The organism is Actinoallomurus sp. NPDC050550 (assembly GCF_040655075.1).
Classification (GTDB): Bacteria; Actinomycetota; Actinomycetes; order Streptosporangiales; family Streptosporangiaceae; genus Actinoallomurus.
In genome coordinates this window covers 201,358-225,753 of the sequence record NZ_JBFAJC010000003.1, presented here as the reverse complement: position 1 = coordinate 225,753, position 24,396 = coordinate 201,358, and the positions used below count along the sequence as shown (strand labels likewise).

Below are 24,396 nucleotides of genomic sequence, written 5' to 3'. Positions count from 1 at the left end.
TTACAGCAGCGGAGCCGACGGCCCGCCGGGCGATTGCATCCGCGCCTCGACGACCCGCTCCGCCAGACCACCGACCTCTTCGTCCGGCACCCGCCGGTACCCGTCGGAGGTGACCACGGCGACCACCGGGAAGATGCGGCGCGCCAGATCCGGGCCGCCGGTGGCCGAATCGTCGTCCGCCGCGTCGTACAGCGCCTGAAGGGAGGCGATCACCGCGTCCTCCTCCTCCAGGTCCCCCCGGAACAGCTTCTTCAGCGCGCCCTTGGCGAACACCGACCCCGAGCCGATGCTGTAGAACTCGTGCTCCTCATAGCGCCCGCCGGCCGGGTCGTAACTGAAGATCCGGCCCTTGTCCCGGTCCTCGTCGTAGCCGGCGAACAACGGCACGACCACCAGCCCCTGCAGGGCCATGCCGAGGTTGCCCCGGACCATCGTGGCCAGCCGGTTGGCCTTGCCCTCCAGCGAGAGCGTACGGCCCTCCATCTTCTCGTAGTGCTCCAGCTCCACCTGGAACAGGCGCACCACCTCGAGGCCGATGCCCGCGGTGCCCGCGATCGCGACGGCGGAGTACTCGTCGGCGCGGTAGACCTTCTCGATGTCCCGTTGAGCGATCACATTCCCCGCGGTCGCCCGCCGGTCGCCCGCCATCACCACACCGCCCGGGAACGTGATCGCGACGATCGTCGTGCCGTGCGGGATCTGGTCCCCGGCCGACACCCCCGCCGGAAGCTCGCGCGAACCCGGCAGCATCCCCGGCGAGTACGACGACAGGAACTCGGTGAACGACGGGGGGCCCTGGCTCATGAACGCGCCCGGCAGACGCCCCGGCGCGGAACCTTGCGACGTCACACGACTCCTTCCAAAGGCAACGGATGCGATGCGCCTCCGCAACTCAGACCCTACTGTCACTGCGACGTCAGGCGCATTCCGCGTGATCCCTGCCCCCGTCCGCCCAGGGCGAACCCGACCGCGTCAGTCAGCGGCCGTCAAGACATACTCCGGCGCCCCCAGCGGCTCCCGCGGCAACGCCTCGAGATCGAGGAACCCCGGATCGCTCAGATCCAGCAGGGGAAACCGCAACGCGGTCGGCTCCGCATCCGCGACCACCATGTCCGTCTCCCACGGGTCCTCAGAATCCCCCTCGGCCGTGGCATGCAGAAGCGCCAGATCGTCTGTGCAGGCCCGCCCCAGCTCCCGCCGGGCTCGACGGCGCCTTCAGACCGTCGCGTGCGTACGACGGCTACCTCATAACAGCCGTCATCGTCCAGCAGGAGCCCAAACAACCCACCCGTCAAGTACTCGATGGCCCTCCGCACCACCCACGGGTCGTCGCGAAGCTGCCCCATCCCCGTATTACAACCGGCGCACAGAATCCCCCGCACGTCGCCCGTGAAATGATCGTGATCGACGTGCTCGGCGGCCGCCACCTGGCAGATCGGGCACAGGCCCCCCTGCCGCTCGACCAGCAGCTCCACCTCATCCGCTCCGATCCCGTACTTCTCGGTGAGCCGGTAATGGCGACGACTCTTCCGTTCGCCTCGCGAGCGGCGCAATGCCCGTTTCGGCTGGTACGGCTCCCCCAGCCGACCCTCAAGATAATCCACGGCTCGGCGCATGACCGTGGCATCGTCCTTTTCTTTCTATAACCGGCGGCGTTTCGCAAGCCGAAGCACTCTTTGCAGTACAGAGCGAGGCCGTCAGGCGACTGCTTCCGGCGCCAGAACTCTGACGCCGGTTTAACCTCTCCGCAGTCTTTGCACCTTTTGTTCGGAGGGATTAAATCGGACATATCCTCACTGGCCGCCCTTTTGTACGTAACTACGGACAAATTCCTCTGCGTTCTCTTCGAGAACTTCGTCGATTTCGTCCAGAATTGCGTCGACGTCGTCGGTCAGTTTCTCCTGGCGTTCCTGGACGTCCTCGCTGGGCGCGGCCTGGGTCTCGTCGACCTCTTCCTCGCGCCGGGTCGTCTGCTTCTGACCGCCCGTGTCCCTCGTTGCCATGAGTGATCCTCCCGTTCGTGCCGAGACCTTGACTCTATCGTCGCCCGCCGACATGGAGTGGATCACGCACCGTGTGCCACGCCGATCGACGGTTGGTCTTCTGACGCCGTTATCGCCGGTGGCGATCTCCGCGAAACGGGCATAGCCGTCACAACTGTGCAGCGATCACAGCCGCCACCCGCTCATACGACCGCCCGTACGCGTCCTAGGAGGGCGTACGGGCGGGCGTGCGGGTCATTCGCCGGTGAGGGCGGTCACGAGGTCGGCGGCGGTGCGGCAGCGGTCCAGGAGCGACCCGACGTGCGCCTTGGTGCCGCGCAGCGGCTCGAGCGTCGGGACCCGCTGCAGAGACTCCCGGCCGGGCACGTCGAAGATGACCGAGTCCCAGGACGCCGCCGCGACGGAGTCGGCGTACTGCCGCAGGCACCGGCCCCGGAAGTAGGCGCGGGTGTCCTCCGGCGGGTTCTCGATCGCCGCCTCGATGTCGGCGTCCGTGATGATGCGCTCCATGCGCCCGCGGGCGGCGAGACGGTTGTACAGGCCGCGCTCGGCGCGGACGTCGGAGTACTGCAGGTCTACGAGCTGCAGGCGCGGGTGGGACCAGTCGAGCCCGTCGCGGCTGCGGTAGCCCTCGAGGAGCTCGAGCTTGGCGACCCAGTCGAGCTCGCGGGACAGCTGCATCGGGTCCTCACCGAGCCGCTGCAGGACCGACTCCCAGCGGGCGAGGATGTCGGTGGTCAGGTCGTCGACGTCGCTGCCGAAGCGGTCCTCGACGTACTTGCGGGACTGCTCGAGGTACTCCATCTGCAACTGGACGGCGGTCATCTTGCGGCCGTCGCGCAGCGTGAGCAGGTGCTTGCAGCTCGGGTCGTGGGAGATCGCCCGCAGGGTGGCGACCGGCATGTCCACCGACAGGTCGACGGTGAGGAAGCCGTCCTCGATCATGGCGAGGACCAGGCCCGTCGTGCCGAGCTTGAGGTAGGTGGAGACCTCGCTCATGTTCGCGTCGCCGATGATGACGTGCAGCCGGCGGTACTTCTCCGGGTCGGCGTGCGGCTCGTCACGGGTGTTGATGATGGGACGCTTGAGGGTGGTCTCGAGGCCGACCTCGACCTCGAAGAAGTCGGCCCGCTGGCTGATCTGGAAGCCGTCGCCACGGCCGTCCACGCCGATGCCGACCCGGCCGGCGCCGCAGACCACCTGCCGGGTGACGAAGAACGGCGTGAGGTGCCGGACGATGTCGGAGAACGGGGTCTCCCGGCGCATGAGGTAGTTCTCGTGGCAGCCGTAGGAGGCGCCCTTGTTGTCGGTGTTGTTCTTGTAGAGCTGGATGGGGTGGGTGCCCGGCACCCGGGCGGCCCGGGCGGCGGCGTCGGCCATGACGCGCTCTCCGGCCTTGTCCCAGATCACGGCGTCCCGGGGGTTGGTGCACTCGGGCGTGGAGTACTCCGGGTGGGCGTGGTCGACGTAGAGGCGGGCGCCGTTGGTCAGGATGACGTTGGCCAGCCCGAGGTCCTCGTCGGTGAGCTGGGAGGGGTCGGCGACCTCCCGCGCCAGGTCGAAGCCGCGGGCGTCGCGGAGAGGGTTCTCCTCCTCGAAGTCCCACCGCGCCCGCCTGGCCTTCGCCGCCGATGCCGCGAGGTACGCGTTGACGACCTGTGAGGAGGTCACCATCGCGTTGGCCCCTGGCTGACCGGGCACGGAAATGCCGTACTCGGTCTCGATACCCATCACCCGCCGCACGCTCATACGTCTGAGCCTAGTGCGCGATGGCCGCGGTCCAGCGCGGCGCGGCGGGATCGTGATGCGAAACGCGTCGTGAGGGCAGGTCGGGGATGCCCGCAAGCGGTCATCACAGGCCCGCTGGGACGGCCGGCGGACCGGGAGGATGGGGAGGATGAAGGAAGTCCGAAGCCGCCGTCGCGGCCGCGTACGGGGCCGTGGGCGTGTCTGACGCGGTGGGGTGCGGCGCTCCCCGGCAGGACACAGTGCGGCGCTGCCGGATGCGCCACGGTCCGGATGTGGCCGGGGCACGGGCTGTGGGCTGCGGCGCGTACGTGTGCCGGGCACAGGGCTTCCGGGTGCGGCGCGCGTCGGGGAAGCCGGGCACGGCGCTGTCCGGGGCCGTACGGGTGCTGGAAATGCCGCGTGGCGGCCGGAACGGGTGTTCCGGCCGCCACGGGGTGGTGCTGGGTCAGAGGTACTGCCCGGTGTTCGCGACGGTGTCGATCGAACGCCCGGCCTCCGTGCCCTGCTTTCCGGAGACGAGGGTGCGGATGTACACGATCCGCTCGCCCTTCTTCCCGGAGATGCGGGCCCAGTCGTCGGGGTTGGTGGTGTTGGGCAGGTCCTCGTTCTCGCTGAACTCGTCGACGCAGGCGGCGAGAAGGTGGGTGACCCGCATGCCCTTCTGACCGTGGTCGAGGAAGTCCTTGATGGCCATCTTCTTGGCCCGGTCGACGATGTTCTGGATCATCGCGCCGGAGTTGAAGTCCTTGAAGTACAGGACCTCCTTGTCACCGTTGGCGTAGGTGACCTCCAGGAAGCGGTTCTCCTCGGTCTCGCTGTACATCCGCTCGACGACCCGCTGGATCATCGCGTCGACGGTGGCGTCCGCCGAGTTGCCGTGCTCCTTCAGGTCGTCGGGGTGGAGCGGCAGGCCGGTGAGGATGTACTTGGAGAAGATGTCCTTGGCCGCTTCGGCGTCGGGACGCTCGATCTTGATCTTCACGTCGAGTCGGCCGGGACGGAGGATCGCCGGGTCGATCATGTCCTCCCGGTTGGAGGCACCGATGACGATGACGTTCTCCAGGCCCTCGACGCCGTCGATCTCCGACAGCAGCTGGGGGACGATGGTGTTCTCGACGTCGGATGAGACACCTGATCCGCGGGTGCGGAAGATGGAGTCCATCTCGTCGAAGAACACGATCACGGGGGTACCCGCAGAGGCCTTCTCGCGGGCCCGCTGGAAGACGAGGCGGATGTGCCGCTCGGTCTCGCCGACGTACTTGTTGAGCAGCTCGGGGCCCTTGATGTTGAGGAAGAAGCTCTTCCCCTCGGCTCCGGTCTTCTCGGCGACCTGCTTGGCGAGGGAGTTGGCGACCGCCTTGGCGATGAGGGTCTTGCCGCAGCCGGGCGGGCCGTACAGCAGGACTCCCTTCGGGGGGCGGAGCTGGTGCTCGCGGAACAGGTCGGCGTGGAGGTAGGGCAGCTCGACGGCGTCGCGGATCTGCTCGATCTGCGGTCCGAGCCCGCCGATCTCCTGGTAGGAGATGTCGGGGACCTCTTCGAGGACGAGCTCCTCGACCTCCGCCTTGTGGATCTTCTCGTAGGCGTATCCGGATCGGGTGTCGAGCATGAGCGAGTCGCCGGCGCGCAGGGACACTCCGCGCAGGGGCTCGGCCAGCTTGACGATACGTTCTTCGTCGGCGTGGGCGATCACAAGGGCGCGTTCGCCGTCTTCGAAGGCCTCCTTCAGCATGACGACCTCGCCCTGCGTCTCGAACTCGAGCGCGGCGACGACATTGAGCGCCTCGTTGAGCATGACCTCCTGGCCACGCTGCAACTCGTCGATCTCAATGCCCGGACTGACGTTCACCCGCAGCTTGCGTCCGCCGGTGAAGATGTCGACCGTGCCGTCCTCGCGCGCGGCGAGGAACGTTCCGAAGGCCGACGGTGGCTGCGCGAGCCGGTCGACCTCCTCCTTCAGGGCGATGATCTGCTCTCGGGCTTCCTTGAGAGTCGCCACGAGACGTTCGTTCTGGCCCGTTACCGCGGCCAGGCTTGCCTGCGCCTCGTGAAGGCGCTCTTCGAGTACACGAACTTGTCGGGGGGACTCCGCGAGCTTGCGGCGCAGCACGGAGATCTCCTCCTCCAGGAAGGAGACCTGCGTCTGGAGGTCGCGGACCTCCTTTTCGTGCTGCGCCTTACGCGCCCCGGCATCGTCACGAGCGGCCACGCTCGTCACCTCCTCAGGCAGAGACGACGACCTACCTGAAACCCTACCTATCCCGAGCGCCTCCGTAACCTGGCCCATGGGTACTCGTGTCGTGGCGTGGGAACCATGTTCTGGATGAAGTGGCAGGTCTGTGAGGTGAAGGACCTGCGGTGGAAGCCCCCGGTCTAGGACAAAAAGATCGCTTCGGGGGCCGAACCGCGCAAGTCCTCGCGTTCGGACAGGGCCGTTCGGGGTGGAGAGATTCTCGTCACTCTCCGGACAGATCGGGTTCGGCGGCGGGTACCCGGGGCGTCGTCTCGGCTTCGCGGGGCGTCGTCTCGGCGTCGCGGGGCGTCGTCTCGGCGTCGGCGTAGGCGCCCTTGGCGGGGCGCCGGCGGCGCGCCGGGGGGCGGACGCCGTCGGCGAGGCGCCGCGCGGTGGCGAGGAATCCGGTGTGGCCGACCATGCGGTGGTCGGGGCGTACGGCGAGGCCTTCGACGTGCCAGGAGCGGACGAGGGTCTCGAAGGCGTACGGCTCGGCGAAGGTGCCGTGCTCGCGGAGGGCCTCGACGACGCGGGAGAGCTGGGTGGTGGTGGCGACGTAGGCGCAGACCATGCCGCCGGGGACGAGCGCCTTGGCGACGGCGTCGAGGCATTCCCAGGGGGCGAGCATGTCGAGGACGACGCGGTCGACGTCGGTGTCGGCGAGGACGTCCTCGAGGGAGCCGACGGTGAGGCTCCAGGCGGGGTGCGGGCCGCCGAAGTAGCCCTCGACGTTGGCGCGGGCGATGCCGGCGAAGTCGGCGCGGCGCTCGTAGGAGGAGACGTGGCCGTGCTCGCCGACGGCGCGCAGGAGCCAGCAGGTGAGGGCGCCGGAGCCGACGCCGGCCTCGACGACGCGGGCGCCGGGGAAGATGTCGGCGGCGGCGAGGATCTGGGCGGCGTCCTTGGGGTAGACGACGGCGGCGCCGCGCGGCATGCGCAGAGTGTGGTCCGAGAGGAGGGGGCGGAAGGCGAGGTACTCGGTGCCACCGGAGGAGCGGAAGACGGTGCCTTCGGGGCTGCCGATGATCTCGTCGTGCGGGATGGAGCCCTTGTGGCTGTGGTAGAGCTTGCCGGTCTGGAGGGTGATGGTGTTGATGCGGCCCTTGGGGTCGGTGAGCTGAACCCGGTCGCCGGGACGGAACGGTCCGTGCGGGACCTTGGGCATGCGGGAGCCGGCGATGGAGGGTTCGGTCATGTTCTAAGGCTACGGCCTCGCGACCGTACGGCTGACGTCCTCGGTGGCGAGCACGCCGTACATCTCCCCGGTGGGTTCGACGAGGAGATATTCGGTGGCGGGGGCGCGCTGGACGGCGGCGAGGAGGTCCTCGCCGGCGATGTCGGCGGGCAGGATGAGATCGGGGTCGAGTGTGCGGGTGACGGCGGCGGCGTCGACCCAGGGGCGGCGGTGTTCGGGTGTGGCGTTGACGGCGCTCTCGCTGACGATGCCGATCGGGGCGCCGTCCGGTTCGACGACGACGATGGCGCCGGCGCGGGCCTCGCGGGCACGGCGGATGGCCTCGGCGAGGGGCAGGTCCTGGGGGACGCGGACGGCGCGGCGGGCGAGGGCGCGGGCGTTGAGGAGGGGGATGCGCTCGCGCAGCTCGGCGACGCGGATGGCCTCGCCGGCGCCCATCCAGATGAAGGAGGCGACGAGGGCGCCCCACAGCACGGTGAGCCAGTGGTTGCCGCCGGTGACGGACATGCCGGCGCTGGCGGCGAGGACGGCGATGGCGACGCCACGGCCGATCCAGCCGGCCGTGACGGTGGCGGTGCGCTGCCGTCCGGTGATCTTCCACACGCCGGCGCGGACGATGCGGCCTCCGTCGAGGGGCAGCCCGGGCAGGAGGTTGAAGACGCCGACGATGAGGTTGGCGACGGTGAGCGCCTCGAGAAGCAGTTCGCCGACCGGGGGCAGCGTGGCGAGGTGGAGGGCGGCGAAGCCGCCGGCGGCCAGGGCGAGGGACAGGATCGGGCCGGCGGCCGCGACGGCGAACTCACGGCCGGGGGTGCGGGGCTCGCGTTCGATCTCGGAGACGCCGCCGAGGATGTGGAGCGTGATGGCGCGCACGGGGAGGCCGAATCTCCGGGCGACGACGGAGTGGCTGAGCTCGTGGACGAGCACGGACGCGTACAGCAGCACGGCGTAGGTGAAGGCGACGAGGAAGCTCTCCGGCCGGTTGACGATGCGCAGCGCGGTGGGCTCGAACATCACCGTGATGATGATCGCGACGATGAACCAGGTCGGCGAGACGTACACCGGAATGCCGAACGGCCGACCCATGAGGATTCCCGGGCGGGTGGGGCGTTCGCCGTCGCGGGGGGTGCTGTCTGCCACGTTCGGAATGGTACGCGGCGGGTCGTCAAGGCGGCCTAAGGCCGTGTCTGACAAATCCGCGCTGCCGGACGGCGGATTTGTCAGACACGCCCTACGGTCGTGAGGCGCGGTTCCGGCCCGATTCTGTCGCAGGTCTCCCCTAGGGTTGCGGGCATGACGGCGATCGAGACCGACGCGGCCCGTTCGGGCGGCGACGCCAGCGTGATCGGCACGTTGTCCCCGTCGCGGGCGGGTGATTTCATGACGTGCCCGTTGCTGTACCGCTTCCGGGTGATCGACCGGATCCCGGAGCGGCCGAGTCCGGCGGCCGTGCGCGGCACGCTCGTGCACGCGGTGCTGGAGCGGCTGTACGACATCCCGGCGGCGGGGCGGACGCCGGCGGCGGCGCTGGAGCTGCTGGGGCCGGAGTGGGATCGGCTGCTGGCCGAGGAGCCGGAGCTGGCGACGCTCTTCGACGGCGAGGGCGGTGAGGGCGGCGCGGACGACGAGGCGGCCCGCGCCGAGTGGCTGGCGGAGGCGCGGACGATGGTCGAGCGCTACTTCGCGCTGGAGGATCCGCGGCGGCTGGAGCCGGCGAGCCGTGAGCTGTACGTGGAGACGGTCCTGGATTCGGGGCTGCAGCTGCGGGGCTACATCGACCGGCTCGACGTCGCTCCGACCGGCGAGGTGCGGGTCGTCGACTACAAGACGGGCCGGGCGCCGAGCGCGGACTTCGAGGCGCGGGCGCTGTTCCAGATGAAGTTCTACGCGCTGGTGCTGTGGCGGCTGCGCGGCACGGTGCCGCGGCTGCTGCAGCTGATGTATCTCGGCAACGGCGAGGTCCTGCGCTACTCCCCGGACGAGGCCGACCTGCGGGCGACCGAGCGGAAGGTCGACGCGCTGTGGCAGGCGATCCGCCGGGCGATGGATTCCGGTGAGTGGCGGCCGCGCAAGAGCCGGCTGTGCGACTGGTGCGACCATCAGCAGCGCTGCCCCTCGTTCGGGGGTGAGCCGCCGCCGCTGCCGGCCGCGCCCGCGGGGGCGGCGGCGCTGCGGGACGAGGTGTCCCCGCGAGATCCACGCGACGACGTGTGACGGCCGGTGGCCGGAAAATCGGGTGCCCGGGCGCCCGGTGACCGGCATGATCGGCTGGTATGAGCAGGAACCAGACACTCCGATCGCTCAGCCGGCCTGCTCCCGACGTGTACATCTCCGCCGATGTCGAGGCCGACGGTCCGATCCCCGGCCCGTACTCGATGATCAGCTTCGGGCTTGTGGTCGCGGCGACGTACGACGGCAGGACGTTCGCGCGCCGGGATCCGGAGGCGACGACGTTCTACGCCGAGCTGCGTCCGATCAGTGACGAGTACGACGCGGATGCGCTGGCCGTCAGCGGGCTGGACCGCGATCGCCTGCTGCGGGAGGGCCGTGATCCGGCGGCGGCGATGTCGGCGGCGGCGAGCTGGGTGCGGGCGGTCGCGGCGGCGGAGGGCGGCAAGCCGGTGTTCGTGGCCTATCCGCTCGGCTTCGACTGGATGTTCCTCTACTGGTACTTCGTGAGATTCGCCGAAACGGGGTCGCCGTTCGGGCACTCGCGTTTCCTGGACCTCAAGACGCTGTACGCCGCCAGGTCCGGGGAGACGGTGACCCGGTCGGTCAAGGGGAGGATGCCGCGTCACCTGCTGTCCCGGCGGCCGCACACGCACAACGCGCTCGACGACGCGATGGAGCAGGCCGAGCTGTTGCAGAACCTGATGGTCTGGAACGCCCCGGGGGACGGGTGACCTCATCCCGCAGGAGGAGACGGGATCCGCGCGCAGGAGGGGACCACATCCGGCCACACGCCCTAACGTGTGGGTGTGTCCGAGCTCATCCGTGGTCGCCGCGCGTGGCTGGAGGCGCATCCGATCATGGCGGATGCGGTGATGTCCGTTCTTCTGGCGGCGGCTTTCCTGGCCGCGGCCACGCTTCAGGGAGACAACGGCGCGTCGGGGACGCGGCCGGACGCCTTCAGCCTCGCGCTGGACGCCATGGCCCTGCTGTCCCTCACGGTGCGGCGGCGGGCCCCGGTCGTGGTGCTGGCGTTCTCGACGGGCGCGTGCGTGGCGCTGACGGCGACGGGGTACGACATCTCGGCGCCCGCGGTGGCCCTGCTCATCTCCACGTACACGGTCGCGGCGCATCGCGGGCTGGCGACGAGCCTTCCGGCCGGGACTGCGACGCTGATGGCGTTGATCGGGATGCTGATCTCGCTGGGCGCCGACTTCTGGCCGACGGTGACCAACTCGATCCTGTTCATCGGCGTCTGGTGGCTGGGGCGGAGCCTGCGGCTGCGCCGGGCGTACCTGGACGAGCTCGAGGCCCGGGCACGGCGGCTGGAACGCGCGCGGGAGGCCGACTCGCGGGCGGCGCGTACGGAGGAGCGTTCGCGCATCGCGCGGGAACTGCACGACGTGGTGGCCCATCACGTCAGCGTGATGACCGTGCAGGCGGGTGCGGCGCGGCGGATCCTCGAACGGGATCCGGAGGCCGTACGGGACGCGCTGACGACGATCGAGCAGATGGGGCGTACGGCGCTGGGCGAGATGCGGCGGGTGGTGGGCGTCCTGCGGACGGAGGCCGAGCCGGTGCGCGGGGAGCTGTCGCCGCAGCCGGGGGTGAGCGACGTCGGCGAGCTGGTGGATCACCTGCGGGAGACGGGGCTGCAGGTGCAGCTGTGGATCGAGGGGGAGAGCCGGTCGCTGTCGCCGGGCGTCGACCTCGCGGCGTTCCGGCTGATCCAGGAGGCGCTGACCAATACGCTGAAGCACGCCGGCCCGCAGGCGCGGGCGTGGGTGCGCATTCACTTCACCGACCGCCACCTGACGGTGGAGGTGGAGGACGACGGCCGGGGGCTGGCGGCCGGGCTCGGGCAGCCCAACGGCAGCCGTGGGCATGGGCTGGTGGGCATGCGCGAACGTGTCGCCCTTTATGGTGGCGATCTGCGGATCGGGCCCCGCTCCGGCGGTGGCTTCGAGGTCCGCGCCCGTTTCCCGTTGGAGGTCTAGGTGACGATCAGGGTGCTCCTCGTCGACGATCAGCCGTTGCTGCGCACCGGCTTCCGGCTCATCCTCGAGGGGGAGCCGGATATCGCGGTGGTGGGCGACGCCGGCGACGGCGCGCAGGCCGTGGAGCTCACGCGGACGCTCCTGCCGGAGGTGGTCCTGATGGACATCCGGATGCCGGGCGTCGACGGGATCGAGGCGACGCGGCGGATCGTCCGGGAGGGCGCGGCGACGCACGATCCGCGGGTGCTGATCCTGACCACGTTCGACCTGGACGAGTACGTCGTCGAGGCGGTTCGGGCGGGGGCCAGCGGGTTCCTGCTGAAGGACGCGCCGCCGGAGGATCTGGTGGCCGCGATCCGGATCGTGGCGGCCGGTGACGCGATCGTCGCGCCGAGCGTGACGCGGCGGCTGCTGGACAAGTTCGCGACGCGGCTGCCGGCCGTGCGGGAGACGGCGCCGCCGCGCGGGCTGCGGATGCTCACCGAGCGGGAGCTGGAGGTGCTGCGGCACGTCGCCCGGGGGCTGTCGAACGCGGAGATCGCGGCGGAGCTGGTGGTCAGCGAGACGACGGTGAAGACCCACGTGGGCAACCTTCTCGCCAAGCTGGGGCTGCGCGACCGCGTGCAGGCCGTCGTGTTCGCCTACGAGACGGGCCTCACCCAGCCGGGCCAGGGATAGAGCGGGTCCGCTCCCCCGAGGTCGCCCCCCCGAGGTCGCCCCCCCCCCGAGAGGGTCTCCTCCCGCAGGAGGAGACCGCCGGATCGCTCCGCCTGGGGGTGGAACCATGCTCCCGTTCGCAGGGCCGACGAAACCGTTCGCGCCGCGTCCTAGTCTCATCTGCGACACCCCCGACATGCGAGCAGGGAGCCTCCTCCGTGACCGATATCCCCTCCCCCATGACCGGCGGTCCGCCCGGTCCCGTCGTCGCCGCGCCGGCCGCGCGCGTCGAGCGGATCACCAAGGAGTACGGCCGGGGTGACGCGAAGGTCGTCGCGCTGAACGAGGTGTCGGTGGATCTGCCCGCGGGACGGTTCACCGCGATCATGGGGCCGTCCGGTTCGGGAAAGTCGACCCTCATGCACTGCATGGCGGGTCTGGACTCGGTGAGCGCCGGGCGGGTGTTCATCGGCGACGTCGACCTGACCCGGCTGGACGACAAGCGCCTGACGCGGCTGCGGCGGGACCGGATCGGGTTCATCTTCCAGGCGTTCAACCTCGTGCCGACATTGACGGCGCTGGAGAACATCACGCTGCCGCTGGACATCGCCGGCCGTAAGCCGGACCAGGCGTGGCTGGACACCGTCATCGACACGATCGGGTTGCGTGAGCGGCTGAAGCACCGGCCGAGCGAGCTGTCCGGCGGTCAGCAGCAGCGGGTCGCGTGCGCCCGTGCCCTGGTCGGCCGCCCGGAGATCATCTTCGCGGACGAGCCGACCGGCAACCTGGACTCCCGTTCGGGCGCGGAGGTCCTGTCATTCCTGCGCAACGCGGTGCGGGAGATGGGCCAGACGGTCGTCATGGTGACGCACGACCCGGTGGCCGCGGCCTACTCGGATCTGGTGCTGTTCCTCGCCGACGGGCGCCTCGTCGACCAGATGGCGGATCCGACCGCGGAGAAGGTCCTGGAGCGCATGAAGGGCTTCGAGCTGCCGGGGGTCGGCTCCCGGTGATACTCAAGGTCACCGTGCGCAACCTGGTCGCGCACAAGCTGCGCCTGGCGCTGACGGCGTTCGCGGTCGTGCTCGGGGTGGCGTTCGTCGCCGGCACCCTGGTGTTCACCGACACGATGAGCCGCCAGTTCGACCAGCTGTTCTCCAAGACCGGCAAGGGCGTCGCCGTGCAGGTCCGGCCGAAGAAGGTCGTCGACGGCGGGGACGGCCAGAACGGCGCCGAGGCGCCGACCCTCCCCGGGTCCCTGGTCACGACCATCGCCAAGGTGCCGGGCGTGGCACGGGTGCACGGCTCGGTGGGCGGCTTCGCCGCCATCGTCGGTAGGAACGGCAAGGTGGTCGGCGGGTCCGGGGCGCCGCAGCTGGGCACCGACTGGGACCCGGCCAACAAGGACTTCCCGCTGAAGGCGGGGCGCGGCCCGGCTGGCCCGGGCGAGGTCGCCATCGACGACAAGGCGGCCGCCAAGGCCGGCCTGAAGGTCGGGGATCAGACCCGCGTCATCGTCCAGGGGCCGCCGCAGACCGTCACGGTCGTCGGGGTCGTCGACTCCGGCAACCTCATGGGCGCCACGGTCACGGCCTTCGACCAGCGCACCGCGCAGCGGCTGCTGCTGAAGCCGGGACGGTTCAGCGACATCACCGTGGCCGCGCAGGGCGGCGTCTCCGAGACGGCGCTGCGCGACCGGATCCAGCAGGTGCTGCCGTCGCCGGACTACGAGGCGATCACCGGCACGAAGATGCGCGACGAGAACAAGAGCGAAGTCGGGCGCATCCTGTCGTTCATCCGGACGTTCCTGCTGGTGTTCGCGGTGATCTCGATCTTCGTCGGCGCGTTCATCATCTTCAACACCTTCTCGATGCTGGTGGCCCAGCGCTCCCGCGAGCTGGCGCTGCTGCGCGCCGTGGGCGCCTCGCGCCGGCAGGTCACCCGCGCGGTGCTCGGCGAGGCGATCGGCGTCGGGTTCGTCGGCTCGACGATGGGCCTGGCCGCCGGCGTGGGCCTCGCGCTGCTGCTGCGGCAGCTGTTCAAGGCGCTCGGCGCCGACTTCTCCGGCGGGCTGGCCTTCACCTACAAGCCGGTGGTCTGGTCGTACGCGATCGGCATGGTGGTCACGGTCGTGGCGGCCTACTTCCCCGCCCGCCGGGCGGCGAAGATCCCGCCGGTCGCCGCGATGCGCGACGACGTCGCCATGCCCCAGCGGTCGCTGCGGATCCGCGTGCTGATCGGGTCGCTGCTGACCGTGGCCGGTGTCGTGTTCGCCGGGCTCGGGCTCGGCGGGTCGGGGCTGGTGCTGCTGGGCGTGGGCCTGGCGCTGGTCTTCCTCGGCGTGGCGATGCTCGCGCCGGTGATCGCGCGCCCGGTCGTGAAGGTGGTCGGCGCGGTCTACCCGCGGGTGTTCCGCACGCCGGGCCGCCTGGCGAAGCAGAACGCCCTGCGCAACCCGCGCCGTACGGCGGCGACCGCGTCGGCGCTGATGATCGGGCTGGCGCTGGTCAGCGGGATCAACGTGATGAGCGCGTCGGCGAAGGCGTCGATCTCCCGGCAGGTCGACAAGAGCTTCGCCGCCGACTACATGGTCTCCGCGACGGCGCGGGCGTTCAGCCCGGCGGAGCCCGCGCAGGCGGTGCGGTCCGTGCCCGGGGTCGAGCTGGTCACGGCGCTGTACGCCGGCCGGTTCGCGGTCGGGAAGAAGGCGCAGTCGTTCCTGGCCACCGACCGCCCCGACGACCTGAAGCGGACGGCCAAGCTGTCGCTGGTGTCCGGCTCGGCGGAGCTCGGCGACGACGGTCTGCTGGTGGCCGAGCCGACCGCCACCTCCGACCATCTTCAGGTGGGTTCGACGATCCCCGTCCGCTTCCCCGACGGTAAGACCGCCTCGGTACGGGTCGCCGGCGTGTACGCCAAGAATCCGCTCCTGGGTTCGCGGGTGCTGGCGCTGCCGGCCTACCTGGCGCATACGGACCGTCCGACGGGCACCGGCCTGATGATCAAGACGACGAAGGCCGACGCCGCCACGAAGAAGGGCATCGAGAGGGCGCTGAGCGCCTTCCCCGACCTGCAGGTGCAGGATCAGTCGGACGTGAAGAAGAGCGTCCAGAAGAGCGTCGACCAGTTCGTGACGCTGCTGACGGTGCTGCTGGCGCTGTCGATCATCATCGCCGGGCTCGGGATCATCAACACCCTGGCGCTGTCGGTGATCGAGCGGACGCGGGAGATCGGGTTGCTGCGGGCCATCGGTACCAGCCGCCGGCAGACACGCCGGATGATCCGCCTGGAGTCGGTGCTGATCGCGCTGTTCGGCGCCGTGCTCGGCATCGGCATCGGCGTGATCTTCGGGATCGGCGTGCAGCGGGCGGTCAGCGACCAGGGCGTGAACGTCCTGAGCGTGCCGGTCTCCACACTGGTCGGCTACGTCGTCCTGGCGGCGATCATCGGCGTTCTCGCGGCGTTCTGGCCGGCCTGGCGGGCCTCCCGCATGGACGTGCTGAAGGCGATCGCCTTCGAGTGAGTCCGTGCCGTCCCCCTGACCGCCGTGTCCGGTCAGGGGGACGCCGTCGTCCGGGGGCCGGGCCGCAGGCCGAGCGCGGCGTAGTCGTACGTCCCGTAGGCCGGATGGACGTAGACGCCGGTGAGGGTGTCCGGCCGGTACAGCACGGTCTTCTCGGCGAAGAGGGGCACGAAGGCGGCCGACTCCATGACGGCGCGGTCGGCCTCGGCCCACGTGTCCGCCCGGCGCCGGTCGTCGGAGATCCCGGCGCCCTCGGTCAGGATCCGGTCGACGCGCGGGTCGCGCAGTTCCATGAGGTTCGGGTTGTTGACCTTCGCGAGGGCGCCGGTCAGGGGCCGCAGGAAGGCCTCACCGGTGGGCCGGTTCGCGGCCCAGGCGTCGATGAGGATGCCGAGGCCGTGCCGGTGGACGTAAGCGGGCGACCCGGCGGTGCTCCCCCACTGGAACGCCGACAGGGTGGTGACCTGGGCGCCGATGCCGACGTCCGCCAGGGACCGGCGCAGGGCCTGGGCGGCGGCGACGTCGCCCGATCGGTCCCCGCGTACGGCGATGCCCGTGGTGAATCCGCCGGGGTGACCGCACGCCTGAAGCTCCCGCCGGGCCTGCGCGAGGTCGCGGGGGTACGGGTCGGCGGGCCGGTACCCGGTGACGGTGGGCGGCAGCACGTTCGTGGCCGGGGCGGCCACGGCGGGGCCGCCGTAGGCGCGCTGGATCGCGGACCGGTCGACGGCGTACTGGACGGCGCGGCGGCAGTGGACGTCGCCGAACGGTCCGACGCCGGTCGACAGCGCGGCGTAGCGCACCAGCCCGGTCAGCGGGTCGTCTGCCCGTGCTCTCGCCACAGGCGAGGCGAGGATCGCGGTGCGCGTCTCCGGCTGGACCCCGGCACCGGCCAGGTCGGCGTCGAGGGACCCGGCGCGCAGCCGGGCGTCGAGGTCGGCGGCGGCGACCCTCTCGGTCACCTCGATGCGGTCGGGCAGGGCCGCGCGGTTCGGGTCGTCGTGCCAGTGCGGGTTGCGCACGAGCGTGAAGCCCGTGCCGACGTCGTGCCGCGCGAAACGGTAGGGCCCGGTCGACAGGGGGTGCTTCTCGTACGCGAGCCGGGTGTCCTTCGCCGGGGGCACGGGCGCGGTCTGCGGGCTCGCCGCCAGCTGGTCGAAGTCGAAGTCCGAACGTCGCAGATGGAACACCACCGTACGGTCGTCCGGGGTGGTGACGCCGGTGAAGTGGTCCAGATCGCGGTCGAGATAGGGCCCCCAGTAAGTACCGGTGAGCGCCTCGCGCAGGTCGCGGGGCCCGCCGGTGAGCTCGGCCGTGTAGCCGCTGCGGGCGACGGCGTACTTGACGTCGCGGGCCCGGACGGGGGCGCCGTCCTCGTACGTGAGGCCGCGCCGCAGCCGGTACGTCCAGGTCCGGCCGCCGTCGCTCGGCCGCCCGAGGCCCTCGGCCAGGTCCGGCACGAGGCGCAGGCCCGCCGCTCCGGGCACCGGCGCGTAGGTGACGAGGGAACGCGCGTACAGGCGGGCGAGGTCCGCCTCATACGCCAGGCCGATGTCGCCGGGGTCGAGGGAGACCGGGGCGTCGGTGACGGCCAGGCGCAGGGTGCCACCGCGGGCCGTCGACGGGCGTACGACCCGGGACGACGCCTGGTCGTACGACGTGCCGGGGCGCGCGGTGGTCCGCCCGCCGCCGCAGGAGGCGACGCCGAGCACGAGGAGGACGGCGCAGGCCGCGAATCTACCTCTCACGGGTAAATCATTGCAACGAGTGCATGTTTGCACCAAGCGCATGCCGTGAGAGCTTCGCCACCTTCACGCGAAAACGGCCGGGCACCGCGTACCGCCGCCTGAGGACCCGGCACTCCGTACCGCCGCCTAACGGCCGCGCGCCGCGTGCCGCCGCCTGGCGGCAGAGCGCGAAAACGCCCGCCCCCGCGCCGTCGGCGGCGCGGGGGCGGGCGTGCGTTCCGTTGGTCGCCCTATTCGGCGAGGCCGGCCTCCTCGGCCGCCTTGGTGACCTTCGCGCCCGCGCCCTCCGGCGCGTTCTCCGGGAAGTGGCAGGCGACGCGATGCCCGGGAAGGATCTCGACCAGCGGCGGCTCGACCTTGCCGCAGATCTCCTGTGCCTTCCAGCACCGCGTGTGGAATCGGCAGGCCGGCGGCGGGTTGAGCGGGCTGGGCACGTCGCCCTGCAGCCGGACGCGCTCGCGGCCCTTGCGCTTGGTCGGGTCGGGGATCGGGACCGCCGACAGCAGCGCGACGGTGTAGGGATGCATCGGGCTCTCGTACAGGCCCTTGCCGTCGGACATCTCGACCATCTTGCCGAGGTACATCACGCCGACCCGGTCGGAGATGTGGCGCACCACCGACAGGTCGTGGGCGATGACGACGTAGGTGAGGTTGAACTCCTCCTGCAGGTCCTCCAGGAGGTTGACCACCTGCGCCTGGATCGACACGTCGAGCGCGGAGACCGGCTCGTCCGCGACGATGAGCTTGGGCCGCAGGGCGAGGGTGCGGGCGATGCCGATGCGCTGGCGCTGACCGCCGGAGAACTCGTGCGGGTAGCGGTTGTAGTGCTCGGGGTTGAGCCCGACGACCTCGAGGAGATCCTGGACGGCCCGCTTCACGCCGCTCTCGGTCTCGATGCCCTGAAGCCGGAACGGCGCACCGATGATCGAGCCGACGGTCTTGCGCGGGTTCAGCGACGAGTACGGATCCTGGAAGATCATCTGCAGGTCGCGCCGCAGCGGCCGCATCTTCCCCTGGGAGACGTGGGTGATGTCCTGGCCCTCGAAGATGATCTGGCCGTCCGACGGCTCGAGCAGACGAGTGATCATCCGTCCGGTGGTGGTCTTGCCGCAACCGGACTCCCCCACCAGGCCGAGCGTCTCGCCCGGGCGCACCGTGAAGTCGATGCCGTCGACCGCCTTGACCGCGCCCACCTGGCGCTTGATCACCGCGCCGCGGGTCACCGGGAAGTGCTTGCGCAGCCCACGGACCTCCAGCAGCGCGTCGCCGTCGTCGGCCGGCCGCTGCTCCGCCACGACCTCGCTGTCGGGTGTAGTCACTGTCTCTCCAGTTCACTCCGGCCCTCGGGCCGGTGCCGTCCGTCGACCGCCGGCGCCGCGCGGCCGCCGCTGTTGCTCAAAGCCTCGGCCGGATCTCGTCGTTCCAGATGCGCCGCCGGTCCTCCCGGGCGAGGTGGCAGGCGACCCGGTGGCCCGGCGCGATCTCGCTCAGCTCCGGCCGCTCGGTCTCGCTGCGGCCCTCGTTGAGCTCAGCGTAGGCACAGCGCGGGCTGAACGCGCAGCCCACCGGAACGTTGATGAGGCTGGGCGGAGAGCCCTTGATGGGCAGCAGCCGCTCGGACCGGTCGCGGTCCAGACGCGGCATCGAGCCGAGCAGGCCCCAGGTGTAGGGGTGTTCGGGCCGGTGGAAGATGTCCTCGGCCGAGCCGTACTCCACGCACCGTCCGCCGTACATCACGAGGATGTCGTCGGACAGCTCGGCGACCACGCCCAGGTCATGGGTGATCATGATGACGGCGGAGTCGAACTCCTCCTGCAGGTCACGGATCAGGTCGAGGATCTGCGCCTGCACCGTCACGTCGAGCGCCGTGGTGGGCTCGTCGGCGATGAGCAGCTCGGGGTCGCAGGACAGCGCCATGGCGATCATCGCGCGCTGCCGCATGCCGCCGGAGAACTGGTGCGGGTAGTCGTCGACGCGCCGGTCCGGCTGCGGGATGCCGACCCGGCCCAGCATGTCGATCGCGTGCTTGCGCGCGACCTCCTTGCTGACGTTGTTGTGGATCCGGTACGCCTCGATGATCTGGGCGCCGATCGTGTAGAGGGGGTGCATCGACGACAGCGGGTCCTGGAAGATCATCGCCATCTTCCGGCCGCGCATGCGGCGGACCTGCTCCGGGGAGGAGCCGACGACCTCCTCACCGTCCAGCCAGATCTCGCCCGACACCTTGGCGTTGCGGCGGTTGTGCAGGCCGAGCAGGCCGAGGCTGGTGACGCTCTTGCCCGAGCCGGACTCGCCGACGATGCCGAGCGTGCGGCCGCGTTCGAGACTGAACGACAGCCCGTCGACGGACTTGACCAGGCCGTCGTCGGTCGGGAAGTGGATGCGCAGGTCCCGGACCTCCAGGAAGGCCCGGGGCGCCGCCGGGGCGGCGGTCTGGTCCTCGGTCACGACAGCCTCACCCTCGGGTCGATCACCGCGTACAGGACGTCCACGATGAGGTTGGCCAGCACGATGAAGAACGCACCGAGCATGACCACGCCGAGCACGCTCGGGAGGTCGTTGTTCCTGATCGAGTCGATGGCGAACTTGCCCAGCCCGGGCAGGGAGAAGGTGCTCTCGGTGAGCACCGCGCCGCCGAGCAGCATGCCCAGGTCCAGGCCGAAGATGGTCAGCACCGGGGTGAGGGTGGCCCGCAGCGCGTGCCGGACGATCACGGTGCGCTCGGGCAGGCCCTTGGCGCGTGCCGTCCGGATGTAGTCCTCCCCCATCGTCTCGAGCATTCCCGCCCGGGTGAGCCGGGCGTACAACGCCGCCTGGAGGAAGGCGAGGGTGACCCAGGGCAGGGCCATGTTCGACGCCCACTGGAGCGGATTGTCGGTGAATCCGACGTAGGTCCCGGCGTCGGGGAACCATTCGAGCTTGTCGCGGAAGATCGCGAGTGACAGCAGGCCGGTGAAGTAGATCGGCAGCGACACTCCGGCCAGCGCGAGGCCCATCGAGAGACGGTCGACGACCGTGCCCCGCTTCAGCGCGGACACGACGCCCGCCGAGACGCCGAACAGCAGCCAGATGATCGCCGCGCCGGCCGCGAGCCAGAGCGTGATCGGAGCACGGTCGAGCAGCGTCGGCCAGACCGGCGTCTGGTTGATGAAGGAGTAGCCGAAGCACGGCGGCCCGCACCAGACCTTCGAGGGGCCGGCGTCATAGTGGGCGCCGACGACGATCCCCTTGACGAAGTTCCAGTACTGGACCGCCAGCGGCTTGTTCAGCCCGAGCCGTATCTCGACCTCGTGGATCGCCTGCGGACCTGCGCTCTTGCCGACGTACCGGGACGCGAGGTCCGAGGTGGTGGCCCCGGTCAGCCTCGGCACGAGGAAGAAGATCGCGAACGTCACCATGCTCACGATGACGAGCAACGCGATCGCGGCGAGCAGACGCCGGATGAGGAATGTGACCACAGTGCCCGGCCACCGACGGCCTTCACCTGCCTTCTAGGGATGAGAAGTTACTTCACGCCCATCTGGACGAAGTCGTACTCGCCGTTGAGGCCCTGGTTGATGAACGCGTTCTTCGCGGACGGCGGCCGGTACATCAGGCCCTTCACGTTGAGGAACGGCACGATGTAGGCGTCGTCCATGACCTTGGCGTCGATCTGGGCCCACAGGTCGTTCCGGGCGTTCGTGTCGGCGGTGACCACGGCCTTGTCCAGCGTCTTGTCGACCTCGGGGTCCTTGACGCCGAGGTTGGTGTTGCCGGCGTCACGGATGACGCGGCTGTCGACGATCTGGGACAGGTAGCCGAAGCCCTCGGGCCAGTCCGCGGCCCACGCCATCATCATCAGGCCGAGGCCGTTCTTCTTCACGTACTCCGGCTTACCGGCGTACAGCTTGAAGTAGTCGCCCTGCGGGTACTTCTTGATGTCCGCCTGGATGCCGACCTTCGCGAGGCTCTGCTGCAGCGCGAGCGCGGCGTTGACCTCCTTGGTCCGCTCGGTGCGGGCGCTGATGGAGGTCTTGAAGCCGTTCGGCTGGCCGCAGGCCGCGAGCTCCTGCTTGGCCTTGGCGACGTCGCCGTGGTTGTCCGCGCCGGACGGGTACGGGTTCATGTCCTTGCTGCCCGGCAGCACCGGCATGATCAGGTGGGTGGCGATGTCGCCGCCCGAGAGCGGGCCACCGAAGGCGGTCTGCATGGCCTGCTTGTCGGCCGCGTACTCGATCGCCTTGCGGCAGTGGATGTTGTTGAACGGCGCGACGTCACCGGAGACCGCGACGTACCAGAGGCGGGCCGTCGGGGCGGCGTCGGCGTTCTTCTTCAGTCGCGGCTGCGACTGGATCCGGCCGGCGGCGGCCGCCTGAACGCCCGTGCTCTGCACGTCGCTCTGCAGGGTCCCGTTGATGAGGCGGTTGTCGACGTCGTCGGCGTTGATGCCGAGCTGGACCTCGACCCGGTCGGGCAGCTGCTTGCGGTTCGGGTCGGTGCTCGGGTCCCAGTTGGTGTTGCGGACCAGCACGATCGACTTGTTCGGCGTGTAGCTCTCGAACTTGTACGGGCCGGTGGCGACGACGTGCTGCTTGTAGTTCGCGCCCGTGTCCTTGGCCGGCGGCACCGGCATCGTGGACGGCAGCATCGCGAAGTAGTCGAACGCGCCGAACGGCTTCTTCAGGTGGAAGATGATCGTCGAGTCGTCCGGCGTCTCGACGGCCTTCAGGCCCAGCTTGCCCGGGGTCTTGTCGTTGTAGGGCGAGGTGTAGCCCTGCGTGTCGAGGTAGTCGTTGAAGTACGTCGGACCGTTCGGGAAGGTCTTCTTGTCCAGCGACCGCTCGATGTCGTACTTGATGTCCTGCGCCTTGATCGGCGTGCCATCTTCGTACTTGATGCCCGGCTTGAGCTTGTACGTCCAGGTCTTCAGGTCGGCGCTGTGCTGGCCCGGGCCCTGCGCGAGGTCGGGGGTCAGCTGGAGGCCGTCCTTGCCCGGTACGGACTTGAACATCATCAGCGTCCGTCCGTAGAACCGCGCGAAGTTCCACGAGAACGCGTAGTAGGTGTCGGCCGGGTCGACGTTGTCCCAGTCGCCCGCGTTGGCCAGGTGCAGCGTGCCACCCGTCTTGGTGGACGGGTTCACGACCCGCGTCAGGCCGGCATTGAACGAGCCGTCACCGCTGCTGCTCCCGCTTGAACCACCGCTCCCGCCGCCGCAGGCGGCCAGGGCGAGGGTCGCCGCGAGCCCCGTCGCGACGAGAGGGATTGATCTCCTCATTTGGCTACGTTCCTCCTTGTGGGACATTTCTTGGGGAAAGCGAATGGTCAGCGGGTCCGCGGGTCCAGAGCGTCGCGGAGACCGTCGCCGAACAGGTTGAACGCGAGCACCGTCACGAAGATCGCGACACCGGGCACGATCATGAACCAGGGGTCGAGCGAGTAGATCGGTACCGCTTGGGAGAGCATGCCGCCCCAGGTGGGCGTGGGCTCGTTGACGCCCACGCCGAGATAGGACAGCGCCGCCTCGAACAGGATGTTCGTCGGGATCAGCAGCGTGGAGTACACCAGAATCGGGGCGACGAGGTTCGGCAGCAGCTCACGGAACAGGATGTACGGGGCGCGCGCTCCCATCGCCCGCGCGGCGTCGACGAACTCCCGCTCGCGCAGCGACAGGGTCTGGCCCCGGATGATCCGGCCGATGTAGGCCCAGTTGAAGAAGCCGATGACGAAGATCAGTAGGGCGATGCGCAGCCCGTTGCCGGACAGCCCGAACGCCTTGCCCTGCACGACGCCGCCGAGCGCGATGGCGAACAGCAGGATCGGAAAGGCGAGGAAGACGTCCATCGCCCGGGCGATGATCGTGTCGACCCAGCCGCCGAAGTAGCCGGCGACCATGCCGAGGACGGTCCCGATCACCACGGACAGGAGCGTGGCCAGGAAGGCGATGAGCAGGGAGATGCGGGCGCCGTAGACGATGCGGCTGAAGATGTCCCGGCCGTTGGTCGGCTCGACGCCGAGCGGGAACTTCCCGCTGATCCCCGAGTGCCACGGGCCGTGCAGCGGGCGCTGGAGGTTCGGGTCGATCTGGTCCTGGTGGAACTGGCTCGGTGGGTGCCCGAACCAGGAGCTCAGCAGCGGGGCCAGGATCGCCATGAGGATCAGCAGGACCACCACGACGCCGCCGGTGATCGCGAGCTTGTCGCGCCGCAGCCGCATCAGCGCGATCTGACCGAGCGAGCGCCCCTCGATCTTGCGCGCGCCACCGAGGACGGCATCGGGCTGTGCCTCGAGCTCCGATCCGGTGACCTCGATCGGTGCGGTCACGACAGGTACCTCCCACGTTCGGCCGCATGCATCACAGGACCGTCACGAAGTCCCTGAGCAGGAAAACTCCGACCTTTACGGCCCATCGGAGAGGGAACTTACCTTCTCCTGAATGACTCTCACGCCCGTGAGCAGCCTCGCGCTAGTACCCGTGTCTCGATTGTGATCTCGTCGTCATCAAGGGCAGATGTGATCTGCGGAGGCGTGAGCCGGCGGACGCGGAGCGTCACCCTCTTTTCATATCTTCGCAGGTCATCAGCTGATACCGCGGTTCTTCAAAATCTGCTCGATCTCCGCGAGGTCCGGGTCGACGGCCGATCCCGGAGCCGTCCGACGGCTCTCGAGCTCACCCTTCGTCGCGCCCCTGGACGCGCTCTTGGGCGCCTTGGGAGCGCTCTTGGGCGCCTTGGGAGCGCTCTTGCGACCGGCCTCGTCCTCGGCCGGGGAGCCCTTGCGCAGCATGACGCCCGAGGCGACATAGAGGAGCGCGCCGAGCCCGAACAGGGCCACTCCGACCCACTTGACCGGGCTGAACGCCAGATCGGCCAGGAACTTGGTCAGGCCGGTGAGATAGGCGCCCATCGGCACCATGGACCAGGCGGCGCCCCGCATGCCCGAGGCGGCCCCGCGCCTGCGATAGGCACCCCAGCTGCCCAGCAGGCCCAGCACCGTGGCCGCCAGGCTGATCGTGAACAGAAGGACATCGCTCATTGACGCACCTCACCGCTGCGGGGGCGACCCTTCCGGCGCGGGCGAACGCCGCCGGACCGGCCAGGCCTCACCCCGACCCCTGTCGTGACCTCTCCATCGTGACACGTC

Annotated in this window: 22 protein-coding genes; 7 read left to right on the top strand and 15 right to left on the bottom strand. The window is 70.0% G+C overall.

The features are described 5' to 3' along the window. The 3 genes from prcB to AB0I04_RS05525 form a co-directional block, all read right to left on the bottom strand. A complete protein-coding gene (gene prcB, locus AB0I04_RS05535) occupies positions 1 to 804 on the bottom strand; it encodes a proteasome subunit beta (RefSeq protein ID WP_360879989.1) in 804 nt (267 codons plus the stop codon). A 168-nt stretch (positions 805 to 972) separates the two neighbouring features. Then, complete coding sequence (locus AB0I04_RS05530) at positions 973 to 1,110, bottom strand: hypothetical protein (RefSeq protein WP_360880019.1); 138 nt, start codon at positions 1,108 to 1,110, stop codon at positions 973 to 975. Further along, entirely contained in the window at positions 1,056 to 1,475 is a 420-nt protein-coding gene (locus tag AB0I04_RS05525) for an endonuclease VII domain-containing protein (RefSeq protein ID WP_360879986.1), read from the bottom strand. The genes AB0I04_RS05530 and AB0I04_RS05525 overlap by 55 nt, the downstream gene beginning before the upstream one ends. Here AB0I04_RS05525 and AB0I04_RS05520 point away from each other — a divergent pair. Then, positions 1,395 to 1,646 carry a hypothetical protein gene (locus AB0I04_RS05520; protein ID WP_360880016.1) on the top strand — a complete coding sequence of 84 codons (252 nt, stop codon included), beginning with the start codon at positions 1,395 to 1,397 and terminating at the stop codon, positions 1,644 to 1,646. The two genes, AB0I04_RS05525 and AB0I04_RS05520, sit on opposite strands and share 81 nt — an antisense overlap. 147 nt (positions 1,647 to 1,793) lie before the next feature. On the opposite strand, the gene AB0I04_RS05515 is transcribed toward AB0I04_RS05520, so the two are convergent. From AB0I04_RS05515 to AB0I04_RS05495, 5 genes are all read right to left on the bottom strand, one after another. Then, complete coding sequence (locus AB0I04_RS05515) at positions 1,794 to 2,003, bottom strand: ubiquitin-like protein Pup (protein ID WP_360879454.1); 210 nt, start codon at positions 2,001 to 2,003, stop codon at positions 1,794 to 1,796. Positions 2,004 to 2,237: 234 nt separating this feature from the next. Next, positions 2,238 to 3,752, bottom strand: coding sequence for a depupylase/deamidase Dop (gene dop / locus AB0I04_RS05510; RefSeq protein ID WP_360879451.1), 1,515 nt, complete (start codon positions 3,750 to 3,752; stop codon positions 2,238 to 2,240). Positions 3,753 to 4,197: 445 nt separating this feature from the next. Next, positions 4,198 to 5,970 (bottom strand): proteasome ATPase, encoded by a 1,773-nt coding sequence (arc, locus tag AB0I04_RS05505; RefSeq protein WP_360879448.1) that lies wholly within the window; start codon positions 5,968 to 5,970, stop codon positions 4,198 to 4,200. 238 nt (positions 5,971 to 6,208) lie between these two features. Next, on the bottom strand, positions 6,209 to 7,180 hold the full coding sequence (locus AB0I04_RS05500; protein ID WP_360879444.1) for a tRNA (adenine-N1)-methyltransferase: 972 nt from the start codon (positions 7,178 to 7,180) through the stop codon (positions 6,209 to 6,211). Between the two features lie 9 nt (positions 7,181 to 7,189). Then, the gene (locus tag AB0I04_RS05495) at positions 7,190 to 8,320 is read right to left on the bottom strand and encodes a site-2 protease family protein (protein WP_360879441.1); all 1,131 of its coding nucleotides are present in this window, start codon (positions 8,318 to 8,320) and stop codon (positions 7,190 to 7,192) included. 153 nt (positions 8,321 to 8,473) lie between these two features. On the opposite strand from AB0I04_RS05495, the gene AB0I04_RS05490 reads away from it, so the two are divergent. The 6 genes from AB0I04_RS05490 (at position 8,474) to AB0I04_RS05465 (ending at position 15,526) form a co-directional block, all read left to right on the top strand. Continuing rightward, on the top strand, positions 8,474 to 9,394 hold the full coding sequence (locus tag AB0I04_RS05490; protein ID WP_360879438.1) for a PD-(D/E)XK nuclease family protein: 921 nt from the start codon (positions 8,474 to 8,476) through the stop codon (positions 9,392 to 9,394). A 59-nt stretch (positions 9,395 to 9,453) separates the two neighbouring features. Beyond that, positions 9,454 to 10,083, top strand: coding sequence for an exonuclease (locus AB0I04_RS05485; protein WP_360879435.1), 630 nt, complete (start codon positions 9,454 to 9,456; stop codon positions 10,081 to 10,083). Positions 10,084 to 10,158: 75 nt separating this feature from the next. After that, complete coding sequence (locus tag AB0I04_RS05480; protein WP_360879432.1) at positions 10,159 to 11,346, top strand: sensor histidine kinase; 1,188 nt, start codon at positions 10,159 to 10,161, stop codon at positions 11,344 to 11,346. After that, positions 11,347 to 12,024, top strand: coding sequence for a response regulator transcription factor (locus AB0I04_RS05475; RefSeq protein WP_360879429.1), 678 nt, complete (start codon positions 11,347 to 11,349; stop codon positions 12,022 to 12,024). It begins immediately after the preceding gene. A 218-nt stretch (positions 12,025 to 12,242) separates the two neighbouring features. Continuing rightward, on the top strand, positions 12,243 to 13,016 hold the full coding sequence (locus AB0I04_RS05470) for an ABC transporter ATP-binding protein (RefSeq protein WP_360879983.1): 774 nt from the start codon (positions 12,243 to 12,245) through the stop codon (positions 13,014 to 13,016). Beyond that, on the top strand, positions 13,013 to 15,526 hold the full coding sequence (locus AB0I04_RS05465; protein ID WP_360879426.1) for an FtsX-like permease family protein: 2,514 nt from the start codon (positions 13,013 to 13,015) through the stop codon (positions 15,524 to 15,526). Before AB0I04_RS05470 ends, AB0I04_RS05465 begins: the two co-directional genes overlap by 4 nt. A 32-nt stretch (positions 15,527 to 15,558) precedes the next feature. On the opposite strand, the gene AB0I04_RS05460 is transcribed toward AB0I04_RS05465, so the two are convergent. The 7 genes from AB0I04_RS05460 to AB0I04_RS05430 form a co-directional block, all read right to left on the bottom strand. Continuing rightward, positions 15,559 to 17,274 (bottom strand): ABC transporter substrate-binding protein, encoded by a 1,716-nt coding sequence (locus AB0I04_RS05460; RefSeq protein WP_360879423.1) that lies wholly within the window; start codon positions 17,272 to 17,274, stop codon positions 15,559 to 15,561. A gap of 230 nt (positions 17,275 to 17,504) precedes the next feature. After that, complete coding sequence (locus tag AB0I04_RS05455) at positions 17,505 to 18,593, bottom strand: dipeptide ABC transporter ATP-binding protein (protein WP_360879420.1); 1,089 nt, start codon at positions 18,591 to 18,593, stop codon at positions 17,505 to 17,507. A 76-nt stretch (positions 18,594 to 18,669) separates the two neighbouring features. After that, positions 18,670 to 19,722 (bottom strand): ABC transporter ATP-binding protein, encoded by a 1,053-nt coding sequence (locus AB0I04_RS05450; protein ID WP_360879417.1) that lies wholly within the window; start codon positions 19,720 to 19,722, stop codon positions 18,670 to 18,672. Next, positions 19,719 to 20,732 carry an ABC transporter permease gene (locus AB0I04_RS05445; protein ID WP_360879413.1) on the bottom strand — a complete coding sequence of 338 codons (1,014 nt, stop codon included), beginning with the start codon at positions 20,730 to 20,732 and terminating at the stop codon, positions 19,719 to 19,721. The genes AB0I04_RS05450 and AB0I04_RS05445 overlap by 4 nt, the downstream gene beginning before the upstream one ends. Before the next feature lie 47 nt (positions 20,733 to 20,779). Next, the gene (locus AB0I04_RS05440) at positions 20,780 to 22,531 is read right to left on the bottom strand and encodes an ABC transporter substrate-binding protein (protein WP_360879410.1); all 1,752 of its coding nucleotides are present in this window, start codon (positions 22,529 to 22,531) and stop codon (positions 20,780 to 20,782) included. A 47-nt stretch (positions 22,532 to 22,578) separates the two neighbouring features. Continuing rightward, a complete protein-coding gene (locus AB0I04_RS05435) occupies positions 22,579 to 23,577 on the bottom strand; it encodes an ABC transporter permease (protein ID WP_360879407.1) in 999 nt (332 codons plus the stop codon). A 255-nt stretch (positions 23,578 to 23,832) separates the two neighbouring features. Beyond that, positions 23,833 to 24,288: a hypothetical protein gene (locus AB0I04_RS05430; protein ID WP_360879404.1), complete on the bottom strand. Its 456-nt coding sequence runs from the start codon at positions 24,286 to 24,288 to the stop codon at positions 23,833 to 23,835. Positions 24,289 to 24,396 lie beyond the last annotated feature (108 nt).

Excerpts from the sequence above, each read along its gene's own strand:
- AB0I04_RS05440 (WP_360879410.1), bottom strand. The coding sequence starts at position 22,531 with ATGAGGAGATCAATCCCTCTCGTCGCGACGGGGCTCGCGGCGACCCTC.
- AB0I04_RS05490 (WP_360879438.1), top strand. The coding sequence starts at position 8,474 with ATGACGGCGATCGAGACCGACGCGGCCCGTTCGGGCGGCGACGCCAGC.
- dop (WP_360879451.1), bottom strand. The coding sequence starts at position 3,752 with ATGAGCGTGCGGCGGGTGATGGGTATCGAGACCGAGTACGGCATTTCC.
- AB0I04_RS05500 (WP_360879444.1), bottom strand. The coding sequence starts at position 7,180 with ATGACCGAACCCTCCATCGCCGGCTCCCGCATGCCCAAGGTCCCGCAC.
- AB0I04_RS05530 (WP_360880019.1), bottom strand. The coding sequence starts at position 1,110 with ATGGTGGTCGCGGATGCGGAGCCGACCGCGTTGCGGTTTCCCCTGCTG.
- AB0I04_RS05515 (WP_360879454.1), bottom strand. The coding sequence starts at position 2,003 with ATGGCAACGAGGGACACGGGCGGTCAGAAGCAGACGACCCGGCGCGAG.
- AB0I04_RS05470 (WP_360879983.1), top strand. The coding sequence starts at position 12,243 with ATGACCGGCGGTCCGCCCGGTCCCGTCGTCGCCGCGCCGGCCGCGCGC.
- AB0I04_RS05485 (WP_360879435.1), top strand. The coding sequence starts at position 9,454 with ATGAGCAGGAACCAGACACTCCGATCGCTCAGCCGGCCTGCTCCCGAC.
- prcB (WP_360879989.1), bottom strand. The coding sequence starts at position 804 with ATGAGCCAGGGCCCCCCGTCGTTCACCGAGTTCCTGTCGTCGTACTCG.
- AB0I04_RS05430 (WP_360879404.1), bottom strand. The coding sequence starts at position 24,288 with ATGAGCGATGTCCTTCTGTTCACGATCAGCCTGGCGGCCACGGTGCTG.
- AB0I04_RS05520 (WP_360880016.1), top strand. The coding sequence starts at position 1,395 with ATGATCGTGATCGACGTGCTCGGCGGCCGCCACCTGGCAGATCGGGCA.